At 70.0% G+C, this 20782-nt stretch carries 15 protein-coding genes; 9 read left to right on the top strand and 6 right to left on the bottom strand.

Going from position 1 to position 20782, the window contains the following annotated elements; all coding sequences use genetic code 11:
- Positions 1–11: 11 nt before the first annotated feature.
- Genes recD through recC form a run of 3 tightly spaced genes read right to left on the bottom strand, consistent with a single transcriptional unit; the run spans position 12 to position 8898 of the window.
- Positions 12–1931, bottom strand: coding sequence for an exodeoxyribonuclease V subunit alpha (gene recD, locus OVA13_RS13960; RefSeq protein WP_267793538.1), 1920 nt, complete (start codon positions 1929–1931; stop codon positions 12–14).
- A 5-nt stretch (positions 1932–1936) separates the two neighbouring features.
- A complete protein-coding gene (locus OVA13_RS13955) occupies positions 1937–5587 on the bottom strand; it encodes a UvrD-helicase domain-containing protein (protein ID WP_267791071.1) in 3651 nt (1216 codons plus the stop codon).
- Positions 5584–8898, bottom strand: a complete 3315-nt coding sequence (gene recC, locus OVA13_RS13950; protein WP_267791070.1) for an exodeoxyribonuclease V subunit gamma — start codon at positions 8896–8898, stop codon at positions 5584–5586. The genes OVA13_RS13955 and recC overlap by 4 nt, the downstream gene beginning before the upstream one ends.
- Before the next feature lie 311 nt (positions 8899–9209).
- On the opposite strand from recC, the gene OVA13_RS13945 reads away from it, so the two are divergent.
- The 6 genes from OVA13_RS13945 to OVA13_RS13920 are packed head-to-tail and all read left to right on the top strand — an operon-like array spanning position 9210 to position 13337.
- Entirely contained in the window at positions 9210–9998 is a 789-nt protein-coding gene (locus tag OVA13_RS13945) for an ABC transporter ATP-binding protein (RefSeq protein WP_267791069.1), read from the top strand.
- Positions 9998–10750 carry an MlaE family lipid ABC transporter permease subunit gene (locus tag OVA13_RS13940; protein WP_055938560.1) on the top strand — a complete coding sequence of 251 codons (753 nt, stop codon included), beginning with the start codon at positions 9998–10000 and terminating at the stop codon, positions 10748–10750. Before OVA13_RS13945 ends, OVA13_RS13940 begins: the two co-directional genes overlap by 1 nt.
- Positions 10751–10753: 3 nt before the next feature.
- Positions 10754–11299, top strand: a complete 546-nt coding sequence (gene mlaD, locus OVA13_RS13935; protein ID WP_267791068.1) for an outer membrane lipid asymmetry maintenance protein MlaD — start codon at positions 10754–10756, stop codon at positions 11297–11299.
- Positions 11300–11307: 8 nt separating this feature from the next.
- Entirely contained in the window at positions 11308–11967 is a 660-nt protein-coding gene (locus OVA13_RS13930; protein ID WP_267791067.1) for an MlaC/ttg2D family ABC transporter substrate-binding protein, read from the top strand.
- A complete protein-coding gene (locus OVA13_RS13925; protein ID WP_267791066.1) occupies positions 11951–12253 on the top strand; it encodes an STAS domain-containing protein in 303 nt (100 codons plus the stop codon). The genes OVA13_RS13930 and OVA13_RS13925 overlap by 17 nt, the downstream gene beginning before the upstream one ends.
- A 37-nt stretch (positions 12254–12290) precedes the next feature.
- A complete protein-coding gene (locus OVA13_RS13920) occupies positions 12291–13337 on the top strand; it encodes an MlaA family lipoprotein (protein WP_267791065.1) in 1047 nt (348 codons plus the stop codon).
- 148 nt (positions 13338–13485) lie between these two features.
- Here OVA13_RS13920 and rmuC read toward each other — a convergent pair whose 3' ends face one another.
- Positions 13486–14829, bottom strand: coding sequence for a DNA recombination protein RmuC (gene rmuC / locus OVA13_RS13915; RefSeq protein WP_267791064.1), 1344 nt, complete (start codon positions 14827–14829; stop codon positions 13486–13488).
- Between the two features lie 172 nt (positions 14830–15001).
- Between rmuC and OVA13_RS13910 the strand changes: the two genes are divergently transcribed.
- From OVA13_RS13910 to fabV, 3 genes are all read left to right on the top strand, one after another.
- Positions 15002–15658, top strand: a complete 657-nt coding sequence (locus OVA13_RS13910; protein WP_267791063.1) for a suppressor of fused domain protein — start codon at positions 15002–15004, stop codon at positions 15656–15658.
- 163 nt (positions 15659–15821) lie between these two features.
- Positions 15822–17258, top strand: coding sequence for an amino acid permease (locus OVA13_RS13905; RefSeq protein ID WP_267791062.1), 1437 nt, complete (start codon positions 15822–15824; stop codon positions 17256–17258).
- Positions 17259–17425: 167 nt separating this feature from the next.
- Positions 17426–18643 carry an enoyl-ACP reductase FabV gene (gene fabV / locus OVA13_RS13900; RefSeq protein ID WP_267791061.1) on the top strand — a complete coding sequence of 406 codons (1218 nt, stop codon included), beginning with the start codon at positions 17426–17428 and terminating at the stop codon, positions 18641–18643.
- 186 nt (positions 18644–18829) lie between these two features.
- On the opposite strand, the gene OVA13_RS13895 is transcribed toward fabV, so the two are convergent.
- Together OVA13_RS13895 and OVA13_RS13890 are read right to left on the bottom strand one after the other, a co-directional pair.
- Positions 18830–19519: a 3-keto-disaccharide hydrolase gene (locus tag OVA13_RS13895; protein WP_267791060.1), complete on the bottom strand. Its 690-nt coding sequence runs from the start codon at positions 19517–19519 to the stop codon at positions 18830–18832.
- Between the two features lie 2 nt (positions 19520–19521).
- Positions 19522–20691 carry a class I SAM-dependent rRNA methyltransferase gene (locus OVA13_RS13890; RefSeq protein ID WP_267791059.1) on the bottom strand — a complete coding sequence of 390 codons (1170 nt, stop codon included), beginning with the start codon at positions 20689–20691 and terminating at the stop codon, positions 19522–19524.
- Positions 20692–20782 lie beyond the last annotated feature (91 nt).

Genomic DNA, 20782 nt, shown 5'->3' with positions numbered 1-20782 from the left:
GTCGGAGGCGGTCATCGCCTTGCGTGTCGAGAGCCCAACCGCCACCCCAACCCGGACCAGCGACTCGCATGCCGCGCCAGTGCTTCGCGGATCACCGCCTCGCTGCCGGCCACATGCAGCTCCCGCCGCGCGCGGGTGATGCCGGTGTAGACCAGTTCCCGCGACAGCACGCGGTTGCCGCGGGCGGGCAGCAGCAGCCAGACCGTGTCGAATTCAGAACCCTGCGCCTTGTGCACCGTCATGGCGAACGCGGACTCGTGCGCCGGCAATGCCGCCGGATGGAACGCGCGCGGTTGTGCGGGATCGTCGCCGGGGAACCAGGCCACCAGCGCGCCCTGCCCATCGCGCAGGCAAAGGCCGATGTCGCCGTTGAACAGGCGGTGCCGGTAGCTGTTCTCGGTGACGATGATCAGCTGGCCATGGAAATGCCCGGGGCCGGCGCGCTGCGGGCCAGTGGCGCCGCTGTCCGCCAGCAGTCGCTCGATGCGCGCGTTCAACGTGCGCGCGCCCTGCGGGCCTTCGCGCACGGCGGTGAGGATGCGCAGCCGCGTGGACAGTGCCAGCGCCTCGGCCGGCGACGATGCGTGGCCCAGCGCGCGCCAATGCGCCAGCAGTGTTTCGCCCTGCGCCTGCAACGGATCGGCGAGGTTTTCGTGGAAGTGCACGTTGGACAGCGACCCGCCGCGCAGCAGCGACAGCGCGGTATCGGCATCGCCCTCGCGCACCGCCGCCGCCAGTGGTGCCAGCTGCAGTGCTTCGCTCTGGCGCCAGCCGCGCTGCAGGTGCACGCGGACACCGGCGAACGCGGGGGTGTCGTGGACTTGGGGGGCTGCGATTTCCGTGGGTAAAGGCGCTGGACACTCGCGTTCGCCGGGATGACGGTCTGGAAGATCGCCCAGCAGCGGAAACAGCGCCGCGGCATCGTCGCTGGCGAGGCGGTCGCCTTCGCCCGCGGCCGCGAGGATGGCGGCCAGCACGTCGCCAGCTTCCACCGACGGCAGCTGGTCGGGATCGCCCAGCAGCACCAGTCGCGTGCCGTCGGCGACGGCATCGACCAGCTTGGCCATCAGTGGCAGGTCGATCATGGAGGCTTCGTCGACCACCACCACGTCGAACGGCAGCGGATTGTCCGCGTGATGGCGGAAGCGGGGCGAATCTGGAACGGTGCCGAGCAGACGGTGCAGCGTGGTGCCGGTGGTGGGCAGCGATGCCAGCAGGTCCGCGGGGATGCCGCTAGCGGCCAGCGCCTGCACGGCGTGGCGCACGCTTTCGGCCATGCGTTCGGCGGCGCGGCCGGTGGGCGCGGCCAGCGCGATGCGAGGCGGTGGGATGCCGGCCTGCTGCGCCTGTGCGGCCAGCAGCACCAGCAGGCGCGCGGTGGTGGTGGTCTTGCCGGTGCCGGGGCCACCGGTGACCAGCAGCAGCGCGTGGCGAAGTGCGAGCGCGGCGGCGCGGGCCTGGTGATCGTCGTGCGTGGCGTGCGGGAACAGCGTGGCGAACAGCAGTGCGAGGGCTTCGATGCCTGTTGCCGGCACCGGCTGCGCGGCGATCCGCTGCAGGCCCTGCGCCAGCGCGCGTTCGTATTCGCGGTAACGGCGCAGGTACAGCAGGCCGCCTTCCAGCACCAGCGGCGCATGCGGGTCGGCGCTGTCGCCGGCATGGTCCGGCGTGGCGACCCAGCGCGAGGCGGCGAGCTGCGCCTGCCACGCGTCCGCCGGCGGCCAGGCGATCACGGCGTCGCCGTCGAGCAGCGGCTGCGGGTCGGCCAGCCACACACCGGCGTGGCCCTTGGAGACGGCCAGCGACGCGAGCGCGGCCGCGGCGAGCACGGCGTCCGGCGTGTCGCGGTCCAGCCGGCGCAGGCTCTGTGCGAGCGCGTGGTCGAGCGTGCGGAGCTGGCCGGCAAGCCACAGGTCGTTGAGCAGGGTCAGGGTGCTCATGGCCGTGCACCGGATTGCGTGCCTTCACTGCCACCGGCGAACAGCGCATCGAGCGCGTGCACGAGTTCCGGCGCGAAGCGTTGCGCGTGCACGCCGGGCGACGGCTGTCGTGCCATGTCCAGGCCGCGGCAGAACAGATAGCGGATGCCACCGAAGTCGCGCGCGTAGTCGTAGGCGTCGCCCAGGCGGAAGCGCAGCCAGCGGTGCAGGGCCAGCGTGTAGATGAGCGCCTGCAGGTCGTATTCGCTGTGTGCCATCGCCTGCTGCATCGCGGCCGCGTCGTAGGCGGGCAGCTGGTTGGACTTGTAGTCGAGCACGTACCAGCGGCCATCGCTGCAGTACGTCAGATCGATCAGGCCGGTCATCAGGCCTTCCAGCCGCGGCCGCGTGCCGAAGGCGGTGCGCGCGCGCAGCAGGCCGTGGTGGTGCAGCAGCGCGAGCAGGGCCGGTACGCCGGTGGGCTGCATGGCGAAGTGGAATTCGATTTCGGCACGGCGCGCATCGGGCGGAAGATCGGCCAGGCGCACGCCTTCCGGCAACGCGGTGCACAGCGTCTGCCCCACCAGCGGCACCAGCACGGCCAGGCCATCGTCGATGTCGGCGTCGGCGTAGCCGCCTTCAAGCAGCGCGTCGACGATGACATCGGCCTGCCGTGCGGGCGCGGGAGCGCCGGGCTGCCAGTCGCGCCAGGCGGCGAAGTCGGCGTTTTCCAGCGCGGCATGCATCACCACGCCGAAGCGGCTGCCGGCGAAACGCGGATCGGCGGCGACCGGCGCGGTGGTGTCGACGGGTGGGGTGTCGGCGTCGGAGGTGGGCGCTTCGTCTTCGCCACCGGGATCGGCCTGGGTGGCGGCGGCCAGCGGATCGGCGCCGCCCTCGGCATGCGCCAGCTGGGTGAAGCTGTAGACCCACCAGTCCGGTGCGATGCGGCGCGTGGCGATGCGCGCGGGCGCGATGGCGGTGTCATGTTCGGCCGGCAGGCGCGGGGGCGGGGGTTCGGGCGGGCCTTCGACGATCTGCAGGTCGGCGTGCCCGGTCAGCGCGGCAAGGTCGGACAACAGTGGCGCCAGGCGGCTCTTGGGCATGTCGGCGACATCGCCCGCGGCGATCCACAGCGCGTGCTCGGCGCGGGTCAGGCCCACGTACAGCAGGCGCGCGTCTTCGGCCTGGGCATCGCGCTTCCGGGCTTCGCCGGCGTCCTTCCACGCCGGATCGTCCTTGTCGATCTTCCAGTGCAGCACGCGGCGGTCGCCGTCGTGCACTTCGCGATAGCGGCCGTGGTCGGGGCGCGGCGTGCCGAGGCCGGCGAACGGCAGGTACACCAGCGGGTATTCCAGGCCCTTGCTCTTGTGCAGGGTGACGATCTGCACGCGGCGTGCATCGGATTCCAGCCGCAGCAGCTGCGCATCGTCGTTCGGATCGGCACTGGCGATGCGGGCCTGCAGCCAGTCGAGCAGGCCATGCAGGCCGAGCGTGCGTGCGGCGGCTTCCTGCAGGTGTTCGGCCAGCTGCAGGTAGTTGGTCAGGCGGCGTTCGCCGTCGAGCAGGCCCAGCAGGCGGTCGGCCTGGCCGGCACACAGCTCCGACACCAGCGCGAACGGGCCGCCGCGCTGCCAGCGCTCGCGCCAGTGCAGCAGGCGGGCCTGGTGCTGGCGCTGCACGTCGCCGTCTTCGTCCAGCGCGGCGATGGCGTCGGCATCCTCGCCCAGCAGCACGGTGGACAGTGCGGCGCGCAGGCGGCCGCTGTCGGACGGCTGCAGCAGCGCGAGCAGCAGCGTGCGCAGTTCGGCCGCTTCGCTGCTTTCGAACAGGCTCTGGCGCCCGGCCGCGACCGCCGGCACGCCGGCACGCGCCAGTGCCTGCTGCATGCGGGTGGCGTCCCTGTGGTTGCGCACCAGCACGGCGATGTCGCCGGGGCGCACCGGCTGGCCGTGGATCCGTGCGTGGCCGTCGCGCGCATCGGACAGCACGCGATGGATGTCGGCCACGCAGGCGGCGGTGGCCGCCGCGCGCGAGGCCTCCGCGTCGAGCGGCCGGCCGTCCTCGCTGCGCAGCAGGCGCAAGGTCAGCGCGGGCGCGCGCAGCGGACCGCGCGTGTAGTCCTCGTCAGCGCGCGTGTCGCCGGCCTGCACCGGCTCGAACCGGATATCCGGGTGCGCGAACGCGTCCTGGCCGGCGCCGTCGTAGAGCGCCTGCAGGGCGCGCAGCACGGCGGGACGCGAGCGGAAATTGTGGCGCAGGCGAGGCGCTTCGTCGGCCACCCGCCGCGCGAGCAGGTAGGTCGCCACGTCGCCGCCGCGGAACCCGTAGATGGCCTGTTTGGGATCGCCGATCAGGAACAGCGCCGGCACCTCGCCGAGGGCGCGCACATCGTCGGAGTCGCCGAACACGCGCGCGAAGATCTGCCACTGGCGCACATCGGTGTCCTGGAACTCGTCCACCAGCGCGACGCGGTACTGCGCGCGCAGCCGTGCCACCAGCGCACGCCGGCGCGTGTCGTCCTGCGTGTCGTCCAGTGCGCCGGCGACGCGTTCGATCAGGTCGTCGTAGGTCTGCACGCGACGGGTGCGCTTGAGCGCTTCAAGGCGCCGGCGTGATTCACTGCGCAGGTGGTGCAGCAATGCGACGCGCTGGTGGAACAGCTGCTGCTGCCACGCATCGTCGGCCTCGCACCAGTCGCGCAGCGCGTCGAACAGGGGGGATGCCGGCACGCGGGCTTCCTGCCCTTCCTTGGCGAAACCGCGCAGCGCATCCGGCAGCAGCTTCTGCAGGTGCGTCTTGTCGGTACGTGGCCAGTCGGCGAGTGCGACGCCGGCCTGCAGTTCGTCGAGCGCCTTGTCGAAACTGGGGCGACGGGCGCGGCGGCCGTCGAAGACCTTGCCGTCGAAGGCCGCCGCGATGGCCGCGCGCGCGTCTGTGCGATGCAGGCCGATGGCGTCGATCAGGTGCGCAGCGCGACCGGCACGCGTGGCCTGTACGGCGATGTGGCGTTCCGGATCCTGCTCGGCCCGTGCCTGCGGATACAGCGGCAGCGGTCCACACAGCGCCGGCAGGTCTTCGGCCAGCGCGTCGGGATCCTTCCACAGGCCGGCCAGCGCATCGACGGTCGCGGGATCGGCCGCGTATACGCGCCAGAGATCGGCCGCCAGTTCCGCGTACAGCGCACGCGCATTGCCGAGCAGCTCGCCGGCATCGAAGCCCTGCCCGCCTTCCAGCACGTGCTCGCGCAGCACGCGCGCGCAGAAGCCGTGGATGGTGAAGATGGAGGCGAGATCGGTTTCCTCCGCCGCGGTGCGCAGGCGTCGGGCAAGCTGTGCCGCCGTTTCCTCGCCGCACGCCAGGTGGCGCTGCAGGATGAAGCGTGTCAGTGCGATGTCGTGGCGGTCTTCCTCGCGCGCCGGCGTGCCGATGACCTCGGCCGCGAGCGAGAGCCGCTCGCGGATGCGCTTGCGCAGTTCCTGCGTGGCGGCTTCGGTGTAGGTGACGGCGAGCACCTCGCCCATGCGCAGGCGCTGCTCTACGATCAGGCGCGTGAACAGCGTGGCCAGCGTGTAGGTCTTGCCGGTGCCGGCGCTGGCCTCGATCAGCTGCACGCCGTCCAGCGGACGGGTCAGATAGGGTTCGTTTTCCGGAACGAGCGCGCTCATGCGGCGGCGCCCTCCGTGGCGTCGTGCGCACGCAGCCGGCCGTGGCGCACCAGATCGTAGATGTGCAGGCTGGTGTGCTCGAGTGCGGCGTAGTCAACGTCGCTGGCGAACGGATCGCGACCGCGCCACGCCAGGCGGATCGCTTCACTATCGCCTTCGGCCCAGCCGCCGTTGCCGTCGCCATGCCAGCGTTTCCAGCCGGCGGCGCGGCGCTTTCCGGGCTCCGCGTTCCAGATGTCCCAGCCGGTATAGGGCGCGAACGGCAGCGGTTCGCGTTGCCCGTCGGCATACAACACAAGCAGCTGGCGCAGCGCGTCGCGTGCCTGCGCTGGGTCCAGCGCGTCGATCACATGGGGGCCCGGCCCGTCCCCACCGTCATGGAACTGCACCAGTGGAACGCCCGCGCCGGCGGCGTTGGCGAGCAGCCAGTCCAGGCCCCAGCGCAGGGCGGCATTGCCGTTGACGGCATCGGCGCGCAACCGCACCAGGCCGCGCGGGTGCAAGTCGGCGACGCGACCGTGCAGCTGCTGGCCGTCGATGTCCACCTGGAAGCGGTCGGACATCGTGGCTTCGCCCGCCAGCCAGTCGCGGCGTGCCTGCGCGAACGGACGCGCCTGTGCAAGCAGCGCCTCGAACTGGCGTTCGCCCAGCGCACCGGACGGCAGCAGCGCGCGTGCGCGCAGGCGTTGCCGCAGGCCGGCCTCGTGCCCGCCATCGAGCGCTTCCACCACCGCCTGCTGCAGCTGCATGCGTTCAAGGCCGCGCCCGGGCAGCACCAGCGGTTCGACATCCTCGGTCTGTTCGACCGGTTCCGGCAGGCGCAGACCCAGCCGCTGGCTCAGGAAGCGGCCGTGCGGATCGGTGAAGAAGCGGCGCAGCGTATCCAGTGACACGTCGGGTTCGGATTCGTCAGCGGCCGGCAGCGGCGCCGCCAGCCACGGCGGCAGCGCACGGCGTACACCGCCCAGCCGGTCGGCGGCCGGACGCCATGCGGCGCGGTAACTGAAGCGGCGCGGTTCGTCGGCATCGCCGAACGCCGCGGGCGCGAACGGCTGCAGTGTGTGGCGGACGATGAGCGCGTCCCTTGCGCCCGCATCAGCGTGGTACTGCGCGGCCACGTCCAGCAGCTCGCTGACCAGCACGGAGGGCTCGCGCGCGCTGCCGTCGCGCGGATCGGCGCCGAGGTAGCTCAGGTAGAACACGTCCTGCGCCGCGGCGAACAGCTGCAGGAACAGGAAGCGGTCGTCCTCGCGGGTGGAGCGGTCGCCGGGCCGGCGGCGGTCGGTGCCGAGTTCGGCGGTGAGCCGGTTGAGGCCGGCGGCGGGATCGCGCCGGGGGAAGTCACCGTCGTTCATGCCCAACAGGCAGATCACGCGGAACGGCAGCAGGCGCATGGGCACCATGCGGCCGATGCTGATGCCGCCGGTGAGCAACGGCGCGCGCGTGTCGGCCTGCGACAGCAGATCGGCGAAATGCGCACGCACGACCTCGGCAGGCACGGTGCCGGTGAAGCCTGCCGCTTCCGCATCACGGGCGAACCGGTCGACCAGGGTGCGCAGGCGGTCGAGGGCACGCTGCGCGCGCGGCGCGGCGGGGCGTTCCGGCAACAGGGCATCGAGCAGGTGCAGCAGGCGTTCGCGCCACTGCGCAGGCGTCTGCGCGTCTCCGAGCGCACGACGCTGACGGGCGAGTTCGCGCAGCAGGCGCACCAGCATGTCGAGCGCATCCAGCGCGCCGCCTTCCAGTTCGGGCCAGGGGGCAACGCCGGCGATGTCGTCGTCGCTGCCGCTGGCATGGCCCAGCAACAGGCGGTCCAGCGCGAACTGCCAGGTGTAGGCGTCGTCGTCCGGTGCGTCCGAGGCAGCGCGGTGCGCGGCATCCAGGGCCCAGCGCGCGCCCGCCGCGCGCAGCCAGCCATGCAGGCGGGTGATGGCGTCGGCGTCCAGCCCGGATACCTCGGCGATGGGCGCGCTGGCCAGCAGATCGAGGATCTCGTCCAGGCCGAATCGCGAGACCGGCAGGTCGAGCAGCCGCAGGAACACCTCCGCCAGCGGTTCGCTGGCCAGCGGGCTGGTGTCGGCCAGCGCCCACGGCAGCGCATCGTCGTGGCCGGCGCCGCCGAACACGGTGTCCAGGTAGGGAACGTACGGATCGATGTCCGGCGCCAGCACCGCGATCTCGCGCGGCTGCAGCGGAGGATCGAAGCGGGGGTCGTCCAGCAGCGCGCGCAGCTGGTCGTGCAGCACCTGCAGTTCGCGCAGGCGTGTGTGGCAGGCATGCACCTGCAGGCTGGGGTCGGCCAGGTCGAGGGTCGCGCGTGGCGGTGGCACTGCCGGCGCACGGCGATGGAACAGGTCGGACTGCAGCTGGCGCAGCAACGTGGCCGGACCTTGCTCCGGCAGCGGATCGGCATACACGTCGATCTCGGCGCGCGGGTGCACCACTTCGTAATCGCCGAGCAATGCCATGAAGTCGCGGCCGGCCGTGCCCCAAGCCTGCAGGAGCGGGTTTTCCTGCACCTCGTCGGCGAACAGGTCGCTGTCGCCAGTGCCACGGCGTTCGCGCAGGGTCTGCAGGTCGCCCCAGTACCCGCGTGCGGGCGTGGGCAGATAGAAATGCAGCGTGCCCACGCGGGCCTGCGTGGCCAGCACGCGCAGCACGTCCGGCGACACGTTGAGGGTGGCGAAGACCAGCAGCCGCCCGGGCAGGCCCTGCGGCAGGGGGCCGTCGGCGCGGCCGAAGCGCGTCAGGTAATCGTGGATGCGGCGCGCGCGGTACTGCCGTCCGGCGGCGACGGCGCGCCACAGGCGGGCCTGCGGATCGTCGGGGTCCGCGCCGGCTTCCCAGCGCAACAGCCAGTCGCGACGCCAGGCCTGGTACTTCTCGAACACGCCCGCCAGTTCGCCCGCCAGCGTCCAGGGCTTGAGGGGATCGCCATCGTCCAGCCAGGCATCGATGGCCGCCAACGCCGGATGCGCGCGTACCACCGGCTGGCCCAGCTCGCCATACAGGCGCCACTGCAGCGCCGCCATGTCCAGGTCGTCCGGTGCCTTGCCCAGGTTGGCGTCCAAGGCGCGCGCGACGAATTCGCCGGGGGTGAGGAATTCCAGGTTGGCGGCGATGCCGTAGCGGGCCGCCAGCGTGGCCTGCAGCCAGCGGCGCATGGCCACCTGCGGAATGAGCACGGTGTCCGGCGCCAGCAGGCCCTGGCCCGGCACCGGCCGGCGCAGTTCGTCCGCCAGCAGCGCGGCCAGCAGCTCCAGGGCGTTGGACGGGTACAGGCGGAAGTCGGACGTGAAGTCGGCGGGCATCGCGCCATCTTGCCGCAGCGCCGTCGCGAATGCCGAGACACGGGGCGTCGCCGCCGGTGGCTTAAGACCTTCTTAAAGCGTTCCAGCCAGCATGTCCCGATGGCGCGGTCGATTGCGACGATTCCATGCCTGCCTGGCGGATCCGCGCACGCCCGTGCGCGAGGACGCCGTGCGATGCCACAATAATCAAACTGCGCGGTACGGTTTATGTTCAGCCGCCGGCCGCGAAGCTACACCGTTGTTTTTCCGTTAACGCGGGGCCCCTGCCGGATCCCGCGTCCCTCCCTGCCACCGGATCCGCCGACGACGCCATGACGACTGCCGCCGCCACTGCCGTGCGCCTGTCCGACCTCCGCCTGGATCGCGGTGGCCGGACGATCCTGCGCGGCATCGACCTGTCCGTCCCCACCGGCAGCATCACCGCCGTGCTGGGCCCGTCGGGCAGCGGCAAGTCGACGCTGCTGGCGGCGCTGACCGGGGAACTGCCGCCGACCGCCGGCACGGTGGAGGTGTTCGGCCAGCCGGTACCGCACCGCAGCCGTGCGCTGCTGGAGATGCGCAAGGGCATCGGCGTGCTGCTGCAGGGCAACGGCCTGCTGACCGACCTGACCGTGGCGGACAACGTGGCGCTGCCGCTGCGCACGCACACGAAGCTGCCCGACGCACTGATCCGCCGGCTGGTCGACTTCAAGTTGAATGCGGTCGGCCTGCGCGCCGCGGCCGATGCCTTCCCGCGCGAGCTGTCCGGCGGCATGGCCCGCCGCGTGGCACTGGCCCGCGCGCTGGCGCTGGACCCGCCGCTGATGATCTACGACGAACCGCTGACGGGGCTGGACCCGATCGCCAGCGGCGTGATCATGAGCCTGATCCAGCGCCTCAACGACACCCTGGGGCTGACCAGCATCATCGTGACCCACCATGTGCACGAAACCCTGCCGATCGCCGACCAGGCGGTGGTGATCGCCAACGGCGGGCTGGTGTTCTCCGGCACGCCGGCGGAACTGGAAGCGACATCCGACCCGCTGGTGAAGCAGTTCCTGCGCGGCGAGCCGGACGGCCCGATCGCATTCGATACGGTCAAGCGCGGGGAGGCCGCCTGATGCCCTTCGTCGCCGCCACCCGTTCGCTGGGCCGCGCCGGCCTGTTCTCGCTGTCGGTGTTCCGCGCCTCCAAGCCGACCCGCGACTTCTTCGCCGAGCTGACCCGCGAGATCTACAAGATCGGCGGCCGCTCGCTGCCGATCATCGCCGTGGGCGGCGCGTTCGTGGGCCTGGTGCTGACGCTGCAGGGCTACCGCACGCTGACCACGTTCGGCGCCAGCGACGCGCTGTCCACGCTGCTGGGCCTGTCGCTGTACCGCGAGCTGGGCCCGGTGCTGACCGCGCTGCTGTTCATCGGCCGCGCCGGCAGTTCCATCGCCGCCGAGCTGGGCCTGATGCGCGCCACCGACCAGATCAAGGCGCTGGAGCTGATGGCCATCGATCCGGTGGCCAAGGCCGTGGCGCCGCGCTTCTGGGCGGCGGTGCTGACGGTGCCGCTGCTGACCGGCTTCTTCTGCTCGCTGGCGATCAGCGCGAGTTATTTCGAGGCCGTGCACGTGCTCGGCCTGGACAACGGCACGTTCTGGTCCGCGCTGCAGAACAGCGTGGATTTCTGGGACGACTTCGGCGTGGCATTGCTGAAGTCGGCGGTCTTCGGCGGTACGGCCGCCCTGGTCGCGGCCTACGTGGGCTTCCACGCCGAGCCGACCATCGAGGGCACTTCCGTGGCCACCACCCGTGCGGTGGTGAACGCCTCGCTGCTGGTGCTCATGTTCAATTTCGTAATGTCTGCATTGCTTTTCAGGAGCTGACCCATGTCCGTCCGTGGACCCCGTCTCGAGTTCGCCGTCGGCGCCTTCCTGCTGCTGGCGCTGGCGTCCCTGCTGGTGCTGGCACTGGCCTCCACCAACAAGCGCTTCGGCGTGGGCGGCGGCAGCTATGAGCTGACCGCGCGCTTCACCAACCTGGGCCAGCTGCGCAAGCAGGCCCCGGTCAAGATCGGCGGCGTGGTGATCGGGCAGGTGGCCGACATTCAGCTGGACCCGGTCAAGTTCGACTCCGTGGTCACCCTGTCCATCGACGAGAAGTTCAAGGACCTGCCCGGCGACACCGCCGCGGGCATCTTCACCAGTGGCCTGCTGGGCGAGAACTACATCGGCCTGTCGCCCGGCGGTGATCCGGAACCGTTGAAGCCCGGCGACGAGATCGCCTTCACCCAGCCTGCCGTGGACCTGCTGCAGCTGGCCGGCAAATACATGTTCAGCGGCGGCACCGGTGGTGCCAGTGCCGCGCCCGCGGGCGATGCCCCGACCAGCGGTGAATCCGCCGCCCCCCCTGCTACGGAAGAACCCCAGCCATGAAGATTTCGATGAAGCGCTCCCTCCTGACCGTCGTGCTGTCCTCGGCCCTGCTCGCCGCGGCACCGGCCACGGTGTTCGCCCAGGCGGCCACGGCCACCAAGCCCGCGCCCAGCGCCGCCAGCCAGCTGGTGCTGAGCAGCAGCACCCGCATCCTCACCACGCTGGAGAAGCGTCGCGCCGAGTTCAAGGGCAACCCGGCCGCGCTGAAGCAGTACGTGAACAGCGAATTCAACACCCTGTTCGACCGCGACTACGCGGCCCGGCTGGTGCTGGGCGTGCACGCGCGCGGTGCCGCCGAGGGCGACATCAAGCTGTTCGCGGATGCCTTGGGCGACAGCCTGATGTCGCGCTACGGCTCGGCGCTGCTGGACTTCAACACCAAGCTGCGCGTGCGCGTGAAGTCCGAGACGGCGTTGCCCGGCGGCCGCGGCGTGAAGGTGGCCAGCGAGATGCTGCGCCCGGACGGCGACCCGATCCCGGTGGACTACCTGGTGCGTCAGGTCGGTGGACAGTGGAAGGTGTTCGACGTGATGGTCGAAGGCGTGTCGTTCGTGCAGACCTTCCGCAATCAGTTCGATGCGCCGCTGCGGCAGAAGTCCATCCCGCAGGTCGCCGCCGAGTTGCGCACCGGCAAGATGCAGGTCGGCGGGAATGGCAGCGGCAAGTGACGCCCGGCTGGGCCGGGACGCCGACGCACTGGTCTTCACGGGTGCGCTGGACCGCGCCGCGGCCGCGGCGTTGTGGCCGCAGGCCTCGTCTCAGCTGGCGGGCGTGCAACGCATCGTCCTGACCAATGTCACTACCGTGGACAGTGCCGGGCTGGCATTGTTGTCCGAGCTGGCCGCGCGTGCGCGCGCCAGCGGCACCACCCTCCGTTTCGAAGGACACCCTGCCGGTCTCGCCGACCTGCAGGCCGCATACCGTTTGACGCCGGAACTGGATTTTCCGGCGTAGCGCCACCCCACCCCCACGCCACACCCAAGGAAGCGGGATGAACCTGTTCCGACTCAGCATTGTCGTCCTGCTGGCCGCACTGGCTTCGGCCTGCGCGTCGGCGCCGAAATCCGCCGCCGACGTCCCGCCTGCCCAGGTCGTGGTGGATGGCACGCCTGCCGCAAGCGCGCCTTCCGACAGCGCCGCTGTCGATGGCGCGACCACGCCGGCGTTGCCTTCCGAACCGCCCATCGACGTCGCCAGCGTCGACGCCGCGATGGCGACCCCACCGCCTGCCGGCAGCACCGCCGCCGAAGACGATTTCGCCGCCATCTACGGGCAGGACGAGTACAACCCCGTCGCCGACCCCACCCTGCCGGCCGCCGTCCAGACCGCGCCGTCCTACGACCCGTGGGAAAAGTTCAACCGCAAGGTGCATGCGTTCAACAACGCGGTGGATCGCGCGATCGCCCGGCCGTTGGCCCGCGCCTACACCAGCGTCCTGCCGCGACCGGTGCGGCTGGGCGTGAGCAACTTCTTCGACAACCTGCGGCAGCCGCTGACCATGGTCAACCAGCTGCTGCAGGGACGCCCGCGCGACGCGGGGCAGACCCTGGGCCGGTTCGTCATCAACTCCACGCTGGGCATCGGCGGCATCTTCGACCCCGCCAGCGACCTGAAGATGAAGCGCCGCAGCGAGGATTTCGGGCAGACGCTGGGTGTCTGGGGCTGGCGACGCTCGCGCTATGTGGAGCTGCCGTTCTTCGGCCCGCGCACCGTGCGCGACGTGCTGGGACTGGCGGGCGACATGCCGCTCAGCCCGGTACGGCAGATCGAGAACGACCGCACGCGCATCTTGCTGCAGGGCCTGAACCTGGTGGACACGCGGTCGCAGCTGCTGTCGCTGGACACGCTGCGCGAGGGTGCGGTCGACGACTACGCGCTGGTCCGCGACTCGTGGCTGGCGCGCCGCAACTACCAGATCGAAGGCGACAGCAGGCAGGGCACGCCGGACGAAAAGTTGCCGGAATACCTGCAGGACGAGACCGACCCGACCGTGCCGGTGGACGCCATGCCGATGCCGGAGATCACGCCGGGCGGTTGATCCACGCCTGGCGATGGAAGCAGGAACGGCGCCCACGGGCGCCGTTCTTCTTTGTGCCGTCGGGCCATCATCCTGCGGGTGGATGTCCTGTCCCCGTTTGCGCGGAGAAGGATGCGTTGTCGCGTGGCCAGCGGCAGCTACGCGGCGCCTACTCGGCCTCGTCGTCCGCCAACCGCTTCTGCTCGCCGGCGCTGGGCAGGGATTCGACGTCCCGCAGGCTGCGCTCGATGGCGCGCGTGCGCACGCCGGTCTGGTCGATCTGCTTGCTGGCCTGGTCGAGCTTGGTCTTCACCGAGTCCATCACGTCGCCGAACTTGCCGAACTCGCGCTTGGCGCTGGCCAGGATGTTCCAGACCTCGGCCGACCGCTTCTCGATGGCCACCGTGCGGAAGCCCACCTGCAGGCTGGTCAGCAGCGCCAGCAGCGTGGTCGGCCCGGCGATGGTGATCCGCTGGTCGCGCTGGATCGCTTCGAACAGCCCCGGGCGCCGCAGCACTTCCGCATACAGCCCTTCGGTGGGCAGGAACATGATGGCGAACTCGGTGGTGTGCGGCACCGCGATGTACTTGCGGATCTCCTGCGCCTGCTTGCGCACCGCGCGCTCCAGCGCGTCGCCGGCCTGCTTCACCGCATCGGCATCCACCCGCTCCTGCGCATCCAGCAGGCGCTCGTAGTCCTCGCGCGGGAACTTGGCGTCGATCGGCAGCCAGACCACCGCATCGCCGGTGGAACCGGGGAAGCGCACGGCGAACTCGACGCGTTCGCTGCTGCCGGGCACGGTGGCCACGTTGCCGGCGTACTGGTCAGGCGCGAACACCTGCTCCAGCAGCCCGGCCAGCTGCACTTCGCCGAACACGCCCCGGCTCTTGACGTTGGTCAGCACGCGCTGCAGGCCGCCGACATCGGCCGCCAGCTTGTTCATGTCGCCCAGCCCCTGGTGCACCTGGGCGAGCATCCGGGTGACGTTGCCGAAGCTTTCGGTCAGGCGGGTTTCCAGCGTGGCGTGCAGCTTTTCATCCACCGTCTGCCGCATCTGTTCCAGCCTGGCGGCGTTGTCGGCCTGCAGTTCCTTCAGCCGCGCCTCCAGCGTGGCACGCATCTCGCCGATGCGCTGCTCGTTGCGCTGGGTGAGTTCGTTGAGGCGCAGGCCCAGCGCGTCGGCGAAGCGCTGCTGCGATTCGCCGGCTTCCAGACGTCCCTTGCGTGCGTCTTCGGTCAGCGTGTCACGCAATACGTCCAGTCGCTGGTCGGTGCGCACGCCGAGGTCGGCCAGGTTGCGGCCGAAACCGTCGATACGGACTTCCTGCGCGCGGGAAAGTCCTTCCAGCTGTTCGCGGAGTTCACTGCGGCCCTCGCGCTGTTCCTCGCGCAGCGCACGCTCCAGCAGCGCGCCTATGCGTGCCTCGGGGCGGCGCAGCAGCAGCAACGCCAGCAGCACGATGGCCACGGCCACCAGGATCAGCAACAGGATGAGCAGGGTCTGGGATTCCATGCGAACAGTGTAGCGGCTGCGGTCTCACCGGCTGAGGCGGCATGGCCGCGCGCGCGGCGCGAGCAACGTCCCGGTTCAAGCGGGTGGCGCGTCACGGTGCCGGCATGGCGTGCTTGACCCCCTTGGCGGCGCGGCGCACAGTCGGCGCGCACGACCGCTTGGGGAAGCCGGCATGCTGCAACGACTGAAGACATGGATGGGCGCCGCGCCCGATCCGCTGCCCGCGCTTGCGCAGGCACGTGCCGATGCGCTGCGCGATGCACTGGGCGAACCCGAACGGATCGACCGCGACCGCGACGCGGCGCATCGCGTGGACATCCATGCCTTCGGCCGCAACTTCATCGAAGCCTGCGACACTGCGTCGCCCGATGACGAGGGCTACGTGCTGGTCACCAGCGGCATGAGCGACCGGCTGATGACGCTGCCGGCCGGCTACGACGGCGACGAATCCGCCGCGCGCGAACTGATCTGGTACGTGCGCGACCTGCATCCGGACTACTTCGCGCAGCTGCGCTGGCTGGCCAAGCTGCCGTTCGCCGAAGGCAGCTGGCTGGGCTACGGCCACACCGTGCCGGCACCGCGGCCCCCGCTGGAGTCCACCGACTTCAGCATCTTCCTGCTGCTGCCCCCGGTGGTCGCCGGTGACCGCCACCTGTTCGACAACCTGGCCCATGACGGCCACGGCATCGAGACACTGGTCGTGCACCTGCTCTCGGACGCCGAATATGACCTGGTGCGTTCGGACGAGGGCCTGGACATCTTCCTGGACCTGCTGGACGTGCACCGCTACCCGCTGGTGTTCGATCCCGCGCGACCGTCGTATCTCTGATCCGGCAACGGGCGTGGTGCAGCGCCGATTGCCAGCGGTGCCGTGCGCGCTTAGGCTGCTGGCGGTCCCGGGGCGGGCAAGCGCCGCGGGCCCTCCCCCTCACCCCTTCCTGCGCCGGCCTGTCGCCGGCGTGCAGTCCCGTTGACGCACACGAGGAGTTTCCATGACCTGGCTACGGCGCAAATCCATCGACCGGATCACCGAGCACGAGGAAGGGCGCCGGCTGGTGCCCACGCTGAGCTGGCCGCACCTGGTGGCGCTGGGCATCGGGGCCATCGTCGGTACGGGCATCTATACGCTGATCGGCGTGGGGGCGGAAAAGGCGGGCCCGGCGGTCCTGCTGTCGTTCGTCGTGGCCGGCGTGGTCTGCGCCTGCGCGGCCCTGGCCTACGCCGAGCTCTCCACCATGATGCCTGCCGCCGGCAGCGCCTACACCTACAGCTACGGCGTGCTGGGCGAAGCCATCGCGTGGATCGTCGGCTGGAGCCTGATCCTGGAGTACTCGCTGGTCGTCAGCACGGTGGCCGTGGGCTGGTCCGGCTACTTCGTCGGCTTCCTTGAGTGGGTGCAGCAGAACTTCGGGTGGAACGTCACCCTGCCCGCGGCGCTGTCGGCCGGCCCGCATGCCGGTGGCGTCATCAACCTGCCCGCCATCGTCATCACCTTCCTGGTCGCCGGCATGCTGATCGCCGGCACGCGCGAGAGCGCCACGCTCAACGCGATCTTGGTGGTGCTCAAGCTGATCGCGCTGGCGGTGTTCATCGCGGTCGCCCTACCGGCGTTCAACGCGGACAACCTGCAGCCCTTCATGCCGTACGGCTTTCCGAAATCGATCGGGCCCGATGGCGTCGAACGCGGCGTGATGGCGGCGGCGGCGATCATCTTCTTCGCGTTCTACGGCTTCGATGCCATCTCCACCGCGGCCGAGGAAACCAAGAATCCCGGCCGTGACCTGTCCATCGGCATCATCGGTTCGATGGTGGGCTGCACGCTGATCTACCTGGTGGTGGCGGTGGCCGCGGTGGGCGCCCTGAGCTACACGGTCTTCGGCCAGAGCGCCGAACCGCTGGCGCTGATCATGCGCGAACTGGGCCACGGCACGGCGGCGCTGGTCATCGGCGTGGTGGCGATCATCGCGCTGCCGACGGTGCTGCTGGCGTTCTTCTACGGGCAGAGCCGCATCTTCTTCGTCATGTCGCGCGACGGCCTGCTGCCGCGCAGCCTGTCGAAGGTCAATGCGCGCACCGGCACGCCGGTGGCCATCACCGTGTTCACCGCGGTGCTGGTGGCGGCGCTGGCGGGCGTGGCGCGCCTGGACGAAATCGCCGCGCTCGCCAATGCCGGCACGCTGGCGGCCTTCGTCGCGGTGGGCGTGTGCCTGCTGGTGCTGCGCGCGCGCGAACCGGAGCGCAAGCGCGTGTTCCGCACGCCGCTGGCGTGGGTGGTCGGCCCGGTCGCGATCCTCGGCTGCCTGTACCTGTTCTGGAGCCTGCCGCAGCGGACGCAGCTGTGGTTCCTGCTGTGGAACGCGGTCGGCATCGTGGTCTACCTGGCCTACAGCCGCCGCAACAGCATGCTGGCGAAGGGCGGCGACGCCTGATCGCGTAGCGTGCGCCGGGCGCACGACCTGGATTGAGTGAGGATCCTGTGGTCGTGCGCGCGGCGCACGCTACGTCCATACGCCTGCGTGTGCAGTGTCGGCGCTTCATTCCCGGCGCCTGCGGCACTAAGATGCCGCGCAGGCACACCATCCCCCGGGTTACGACGTTGATCATCCATCCCAAAGTCCGCGGCTTCATCTGCACCACCACCCATCCGCTCGGTTGCGAGCTCAACGTGCGTGACCAGATCGCCGCGACCCGCGCACAGGGCGTGCGCACCGACGGACCGAAGAAGGTGCTGGTGATCGGCGCCTCCAGCGGCTACGGCCTGGCGGCGCGCATCAGCGCGGCGTTCGGCTTCGCCGCGGACACGCTGGGCGTGTTCTTCGAGAAGCCCGGCAGCGAGAAGAAGCCCGGCACGGCCGGCTGGTACAACTCGGCCGCGTTCGACAGGTTCGCGAAGGAAGCCGGCCTGTACAGCAAGTCGATCAACGGCGATGCGTTCTCCGACGAAGCGCGCGCCAAGGTGATCGAGCTGATCAAGGCGGAAATGGGTGGCCAGGTCGACCTGGTGGTCTACTCGCTCGCGTCGCCGGTGCGCAGGCTGCCGACCACCGGTGAAGTGAAGCGCTCGGCGCTGAAGCCCATCGGTGCGCCGTACACGTCCACCGCCATCGACACCAACAAGGACCAGATCACCCAGGCGACGATCGAGCCGGCCACCGAGCAGGAGATCGAAGACACCGTCACGGTGATGGGCGGGCAGGACTGGGAACTGTGGATCGATGCGCTGGACAAGGCTGGCGTGCTGGCCGACGGTGCGCGCACGGTCGCTTTCAGCTACATCGGCACCGACATCACCTGGCCGATCTACTGGCATGGCGCGCTCGGCCGCGCCAAGGTCGACCTGGACCACACCGCGCAGCGACTGGACCAGCGCCTGAAGTCCACCGGCGGCACGGCGAATGTGGCGGTGCTCAAGTCGGTGGTGACGCAGGCCAGTTCCGCCATCCCGGTGATGCCGCTGTACATCAGCATCGTGTTCAAGGTGATGAAGGAGCTGGGCCTGCACGAGGGCACCATCGAGCAGCTGGACCGGCTGTTCCGCGACCGCATGTACCGCGCCGACGGCGCGCCGCCCGCCACCGACGACGAGAACCGCCTGCGCCTGGATGACTGGGAACTCCGCGCGGACGTGCAGGCCGCCGCGAAGGCGCTGTGGCCGCAGGTGACGACGGAAAACCTGTTCCAGCTGACCGACTACGCCAACTACAAGCACGAGTTCCTGAAGCTGTTCGGCTTCGAGCGCAGTGACGTGGATTACGACGCCGACGCGGACCCGGACGTGAAGTTCGACTGCATCGAGCTGTCGCCGGAAGGCTGAGCGCCTTGCGTGGCGCATGAAAAAGGCGGGCTTCGGCCCGCCTTTTTTTCGCTCTTTGTAGGAGCGACGTCAGTCGCGACCGCACGACCCGACAGCAGGTACATCATCAGAAAGCGGTGGCGCGCCGGGATGCGTCATCCGGCGCAATCGATCCCTGTCGGCGTGCGGTCGCGACTGACGTCGCTCCTACAGTGAAGCTGGTTTGCAGTCCCGGCCCAGCGCGCGGATCCGCATGTTGCGCAGATACACCGCATTGCCATGATCCTGCAGGCCTAGATGCCCGCGCCGCGCCTTGGCGAATTCCGGCTGGCCGGCGAACTTGCTGGCGGCCACGCGCCGGGACCAGTCTTCGCTCTCCGCATCGTATGCAGCGACGCGCACGCCATTGAGCCAGTGCTCCACGCGCGGACCGCAGGCAACGATGCGGGCGTGGTTGTAGGCCTGGATCGGACGCAACACGTCTTGGGCAGGTGCGACAAGGTCGTACACCGCACCGGCACGATGGCTGGGTACGATGCGGTCTTCGGCCTCACGATCGTCCAGCAGCTGGTATTCGACCGCCCGCGCCCAGACCGGTTGGGCATCAGGCGCGCGATAGAACAGCCCGCTGTTGCCGCCTGCCGGCAGGCGCCATTCCACTTCCAGTTCAAAGTCGCCGTAAGTGCCGACGCTGATGATGTCACCGCCGCCCGCAGACGTCAGTGCGAGTTCGCCGTCGCGTACCTGCCAGCGCGCATCCAGCGTGGACGCACCCACATTGCGCCATTGCGTGGTATCGGCCAGCGACTGCCAAGGTGCGTCGGGCGTGGAGGCGCAGCCGGCGCACAGCACGGCCAGCAGGACCGCGACGATCCGCTGGCTATGCGTGCGGTGCACCCTCAATCCACCACGCGGCAGAACACCGCCTTCAGGTAGCGCGATTCCTGCACGTGCGCCATGAAGGGATGGTCGGGGCCGGCGCCGGCGACCTTGAGGATCTGGATGGTGCGGCCGGAGAAATACGCGGCGCGGCGCAGCATGTCGAGGAATTGTTCCTCGCTGACCAGGCCGGTGCACGAGAACGTCGCGAACAAACCGCCGGGCTTCACCACGCCCAGGGCCAGCTTGTTCATGTCCAGGTATTTCTTCAGCGCGGCGATCACCTGCTCGCGGTCGCGCGTCATCTTGGCCGGGTCCAGGATCACCACGTCGTACTGCTCGCCGCGGTTCGCAGCATCGCGCAGGTACGGGAAGATGTCGGCCTGCACGAACTTCGGCCGCACGTTGTTGAGCTTGGCGTTGCCCTTGGCGATCTGGATGACGTCCTGGTCGATGTCCACGCCGACCACCTCGGCCGCACCGCGTGCCGCGGCATACACCGCGAAACCGCCGGTGTTGCAGCACAGGTCCAGCACGGTCTTGCCTTCCACCTGCTGGCTCAGCCACTCGCGGTTCTCGCGCTGGTCGGCGAAGAAGCCGGTCTTGTGCGCGCCGGCGGGATCGGCGCGGAACTTCACGCCGTATTCGGTGATGACCTCGGCTTCGGTCGTGGTGTTGCCGTGGAAGTCGAAGCTTTCCTGCTTCTGCACGTGCTCGTCGGCGAAGCTGTGGAAGCGGCAGCCGGGGAACTGCTCGCGCAGCGCCTCGTAGATCCATTCGCGGTGGCGGAACATGCCGGCGGCGAAGAACTCCACCACGATCAGGTCGCCGTAGCGGTCCACCACCAGGCCGGACAGGCCGTCGCCCTCGGCGTGCACCACGCGCCAGGCATCGCTGACGGCATCCAGTTTCAGCACGTCGCGGCGCAGCGCGACGGCGTCGGCGATCTTCCGCGAGAACCAGCCCGCGTCCACCGGAATGTCCGGATGCGTTTCCAGGATGCGCACGGCGATGCGCGAGTGGCCGTTGTAGAAGCCGCGGCCGATCCACTCGCCGTCCACGCCCACCACCTCGACGATGCTGCCGGGCTTGGGCTTGGTGGCCGGTTTCTCGACCAGTTTCTGGAAGATCCACGGGTGGCTTGAACGCCAGGCGTTCTTCAGGTGTACGGTCGGGTTGGGGGTATTCATGAACGCCATTTTACCCGTGCGGTTGACCGGGCCGGGCATCCCCGGACAATCGGCCGCAGAAGGGGAGTAGCTCCCAACGTGCAGGCCGTCA

The sequence above is a fragment of the Pseudoxanthomonas sp. SL93 genome, assembly GCF_026625825.1.
In the GTDB taxonomy this organism is placed as follows: domain Bacteria; phylum Pseudomonadota; class Gammaproteobacteria; order Xanthomonadales; family Xanthomonadaceae; genus Pseudoxanthomonas_A.
This window is presented reverse-complemented; position numbering and strand designations above follow the sequence as displayed.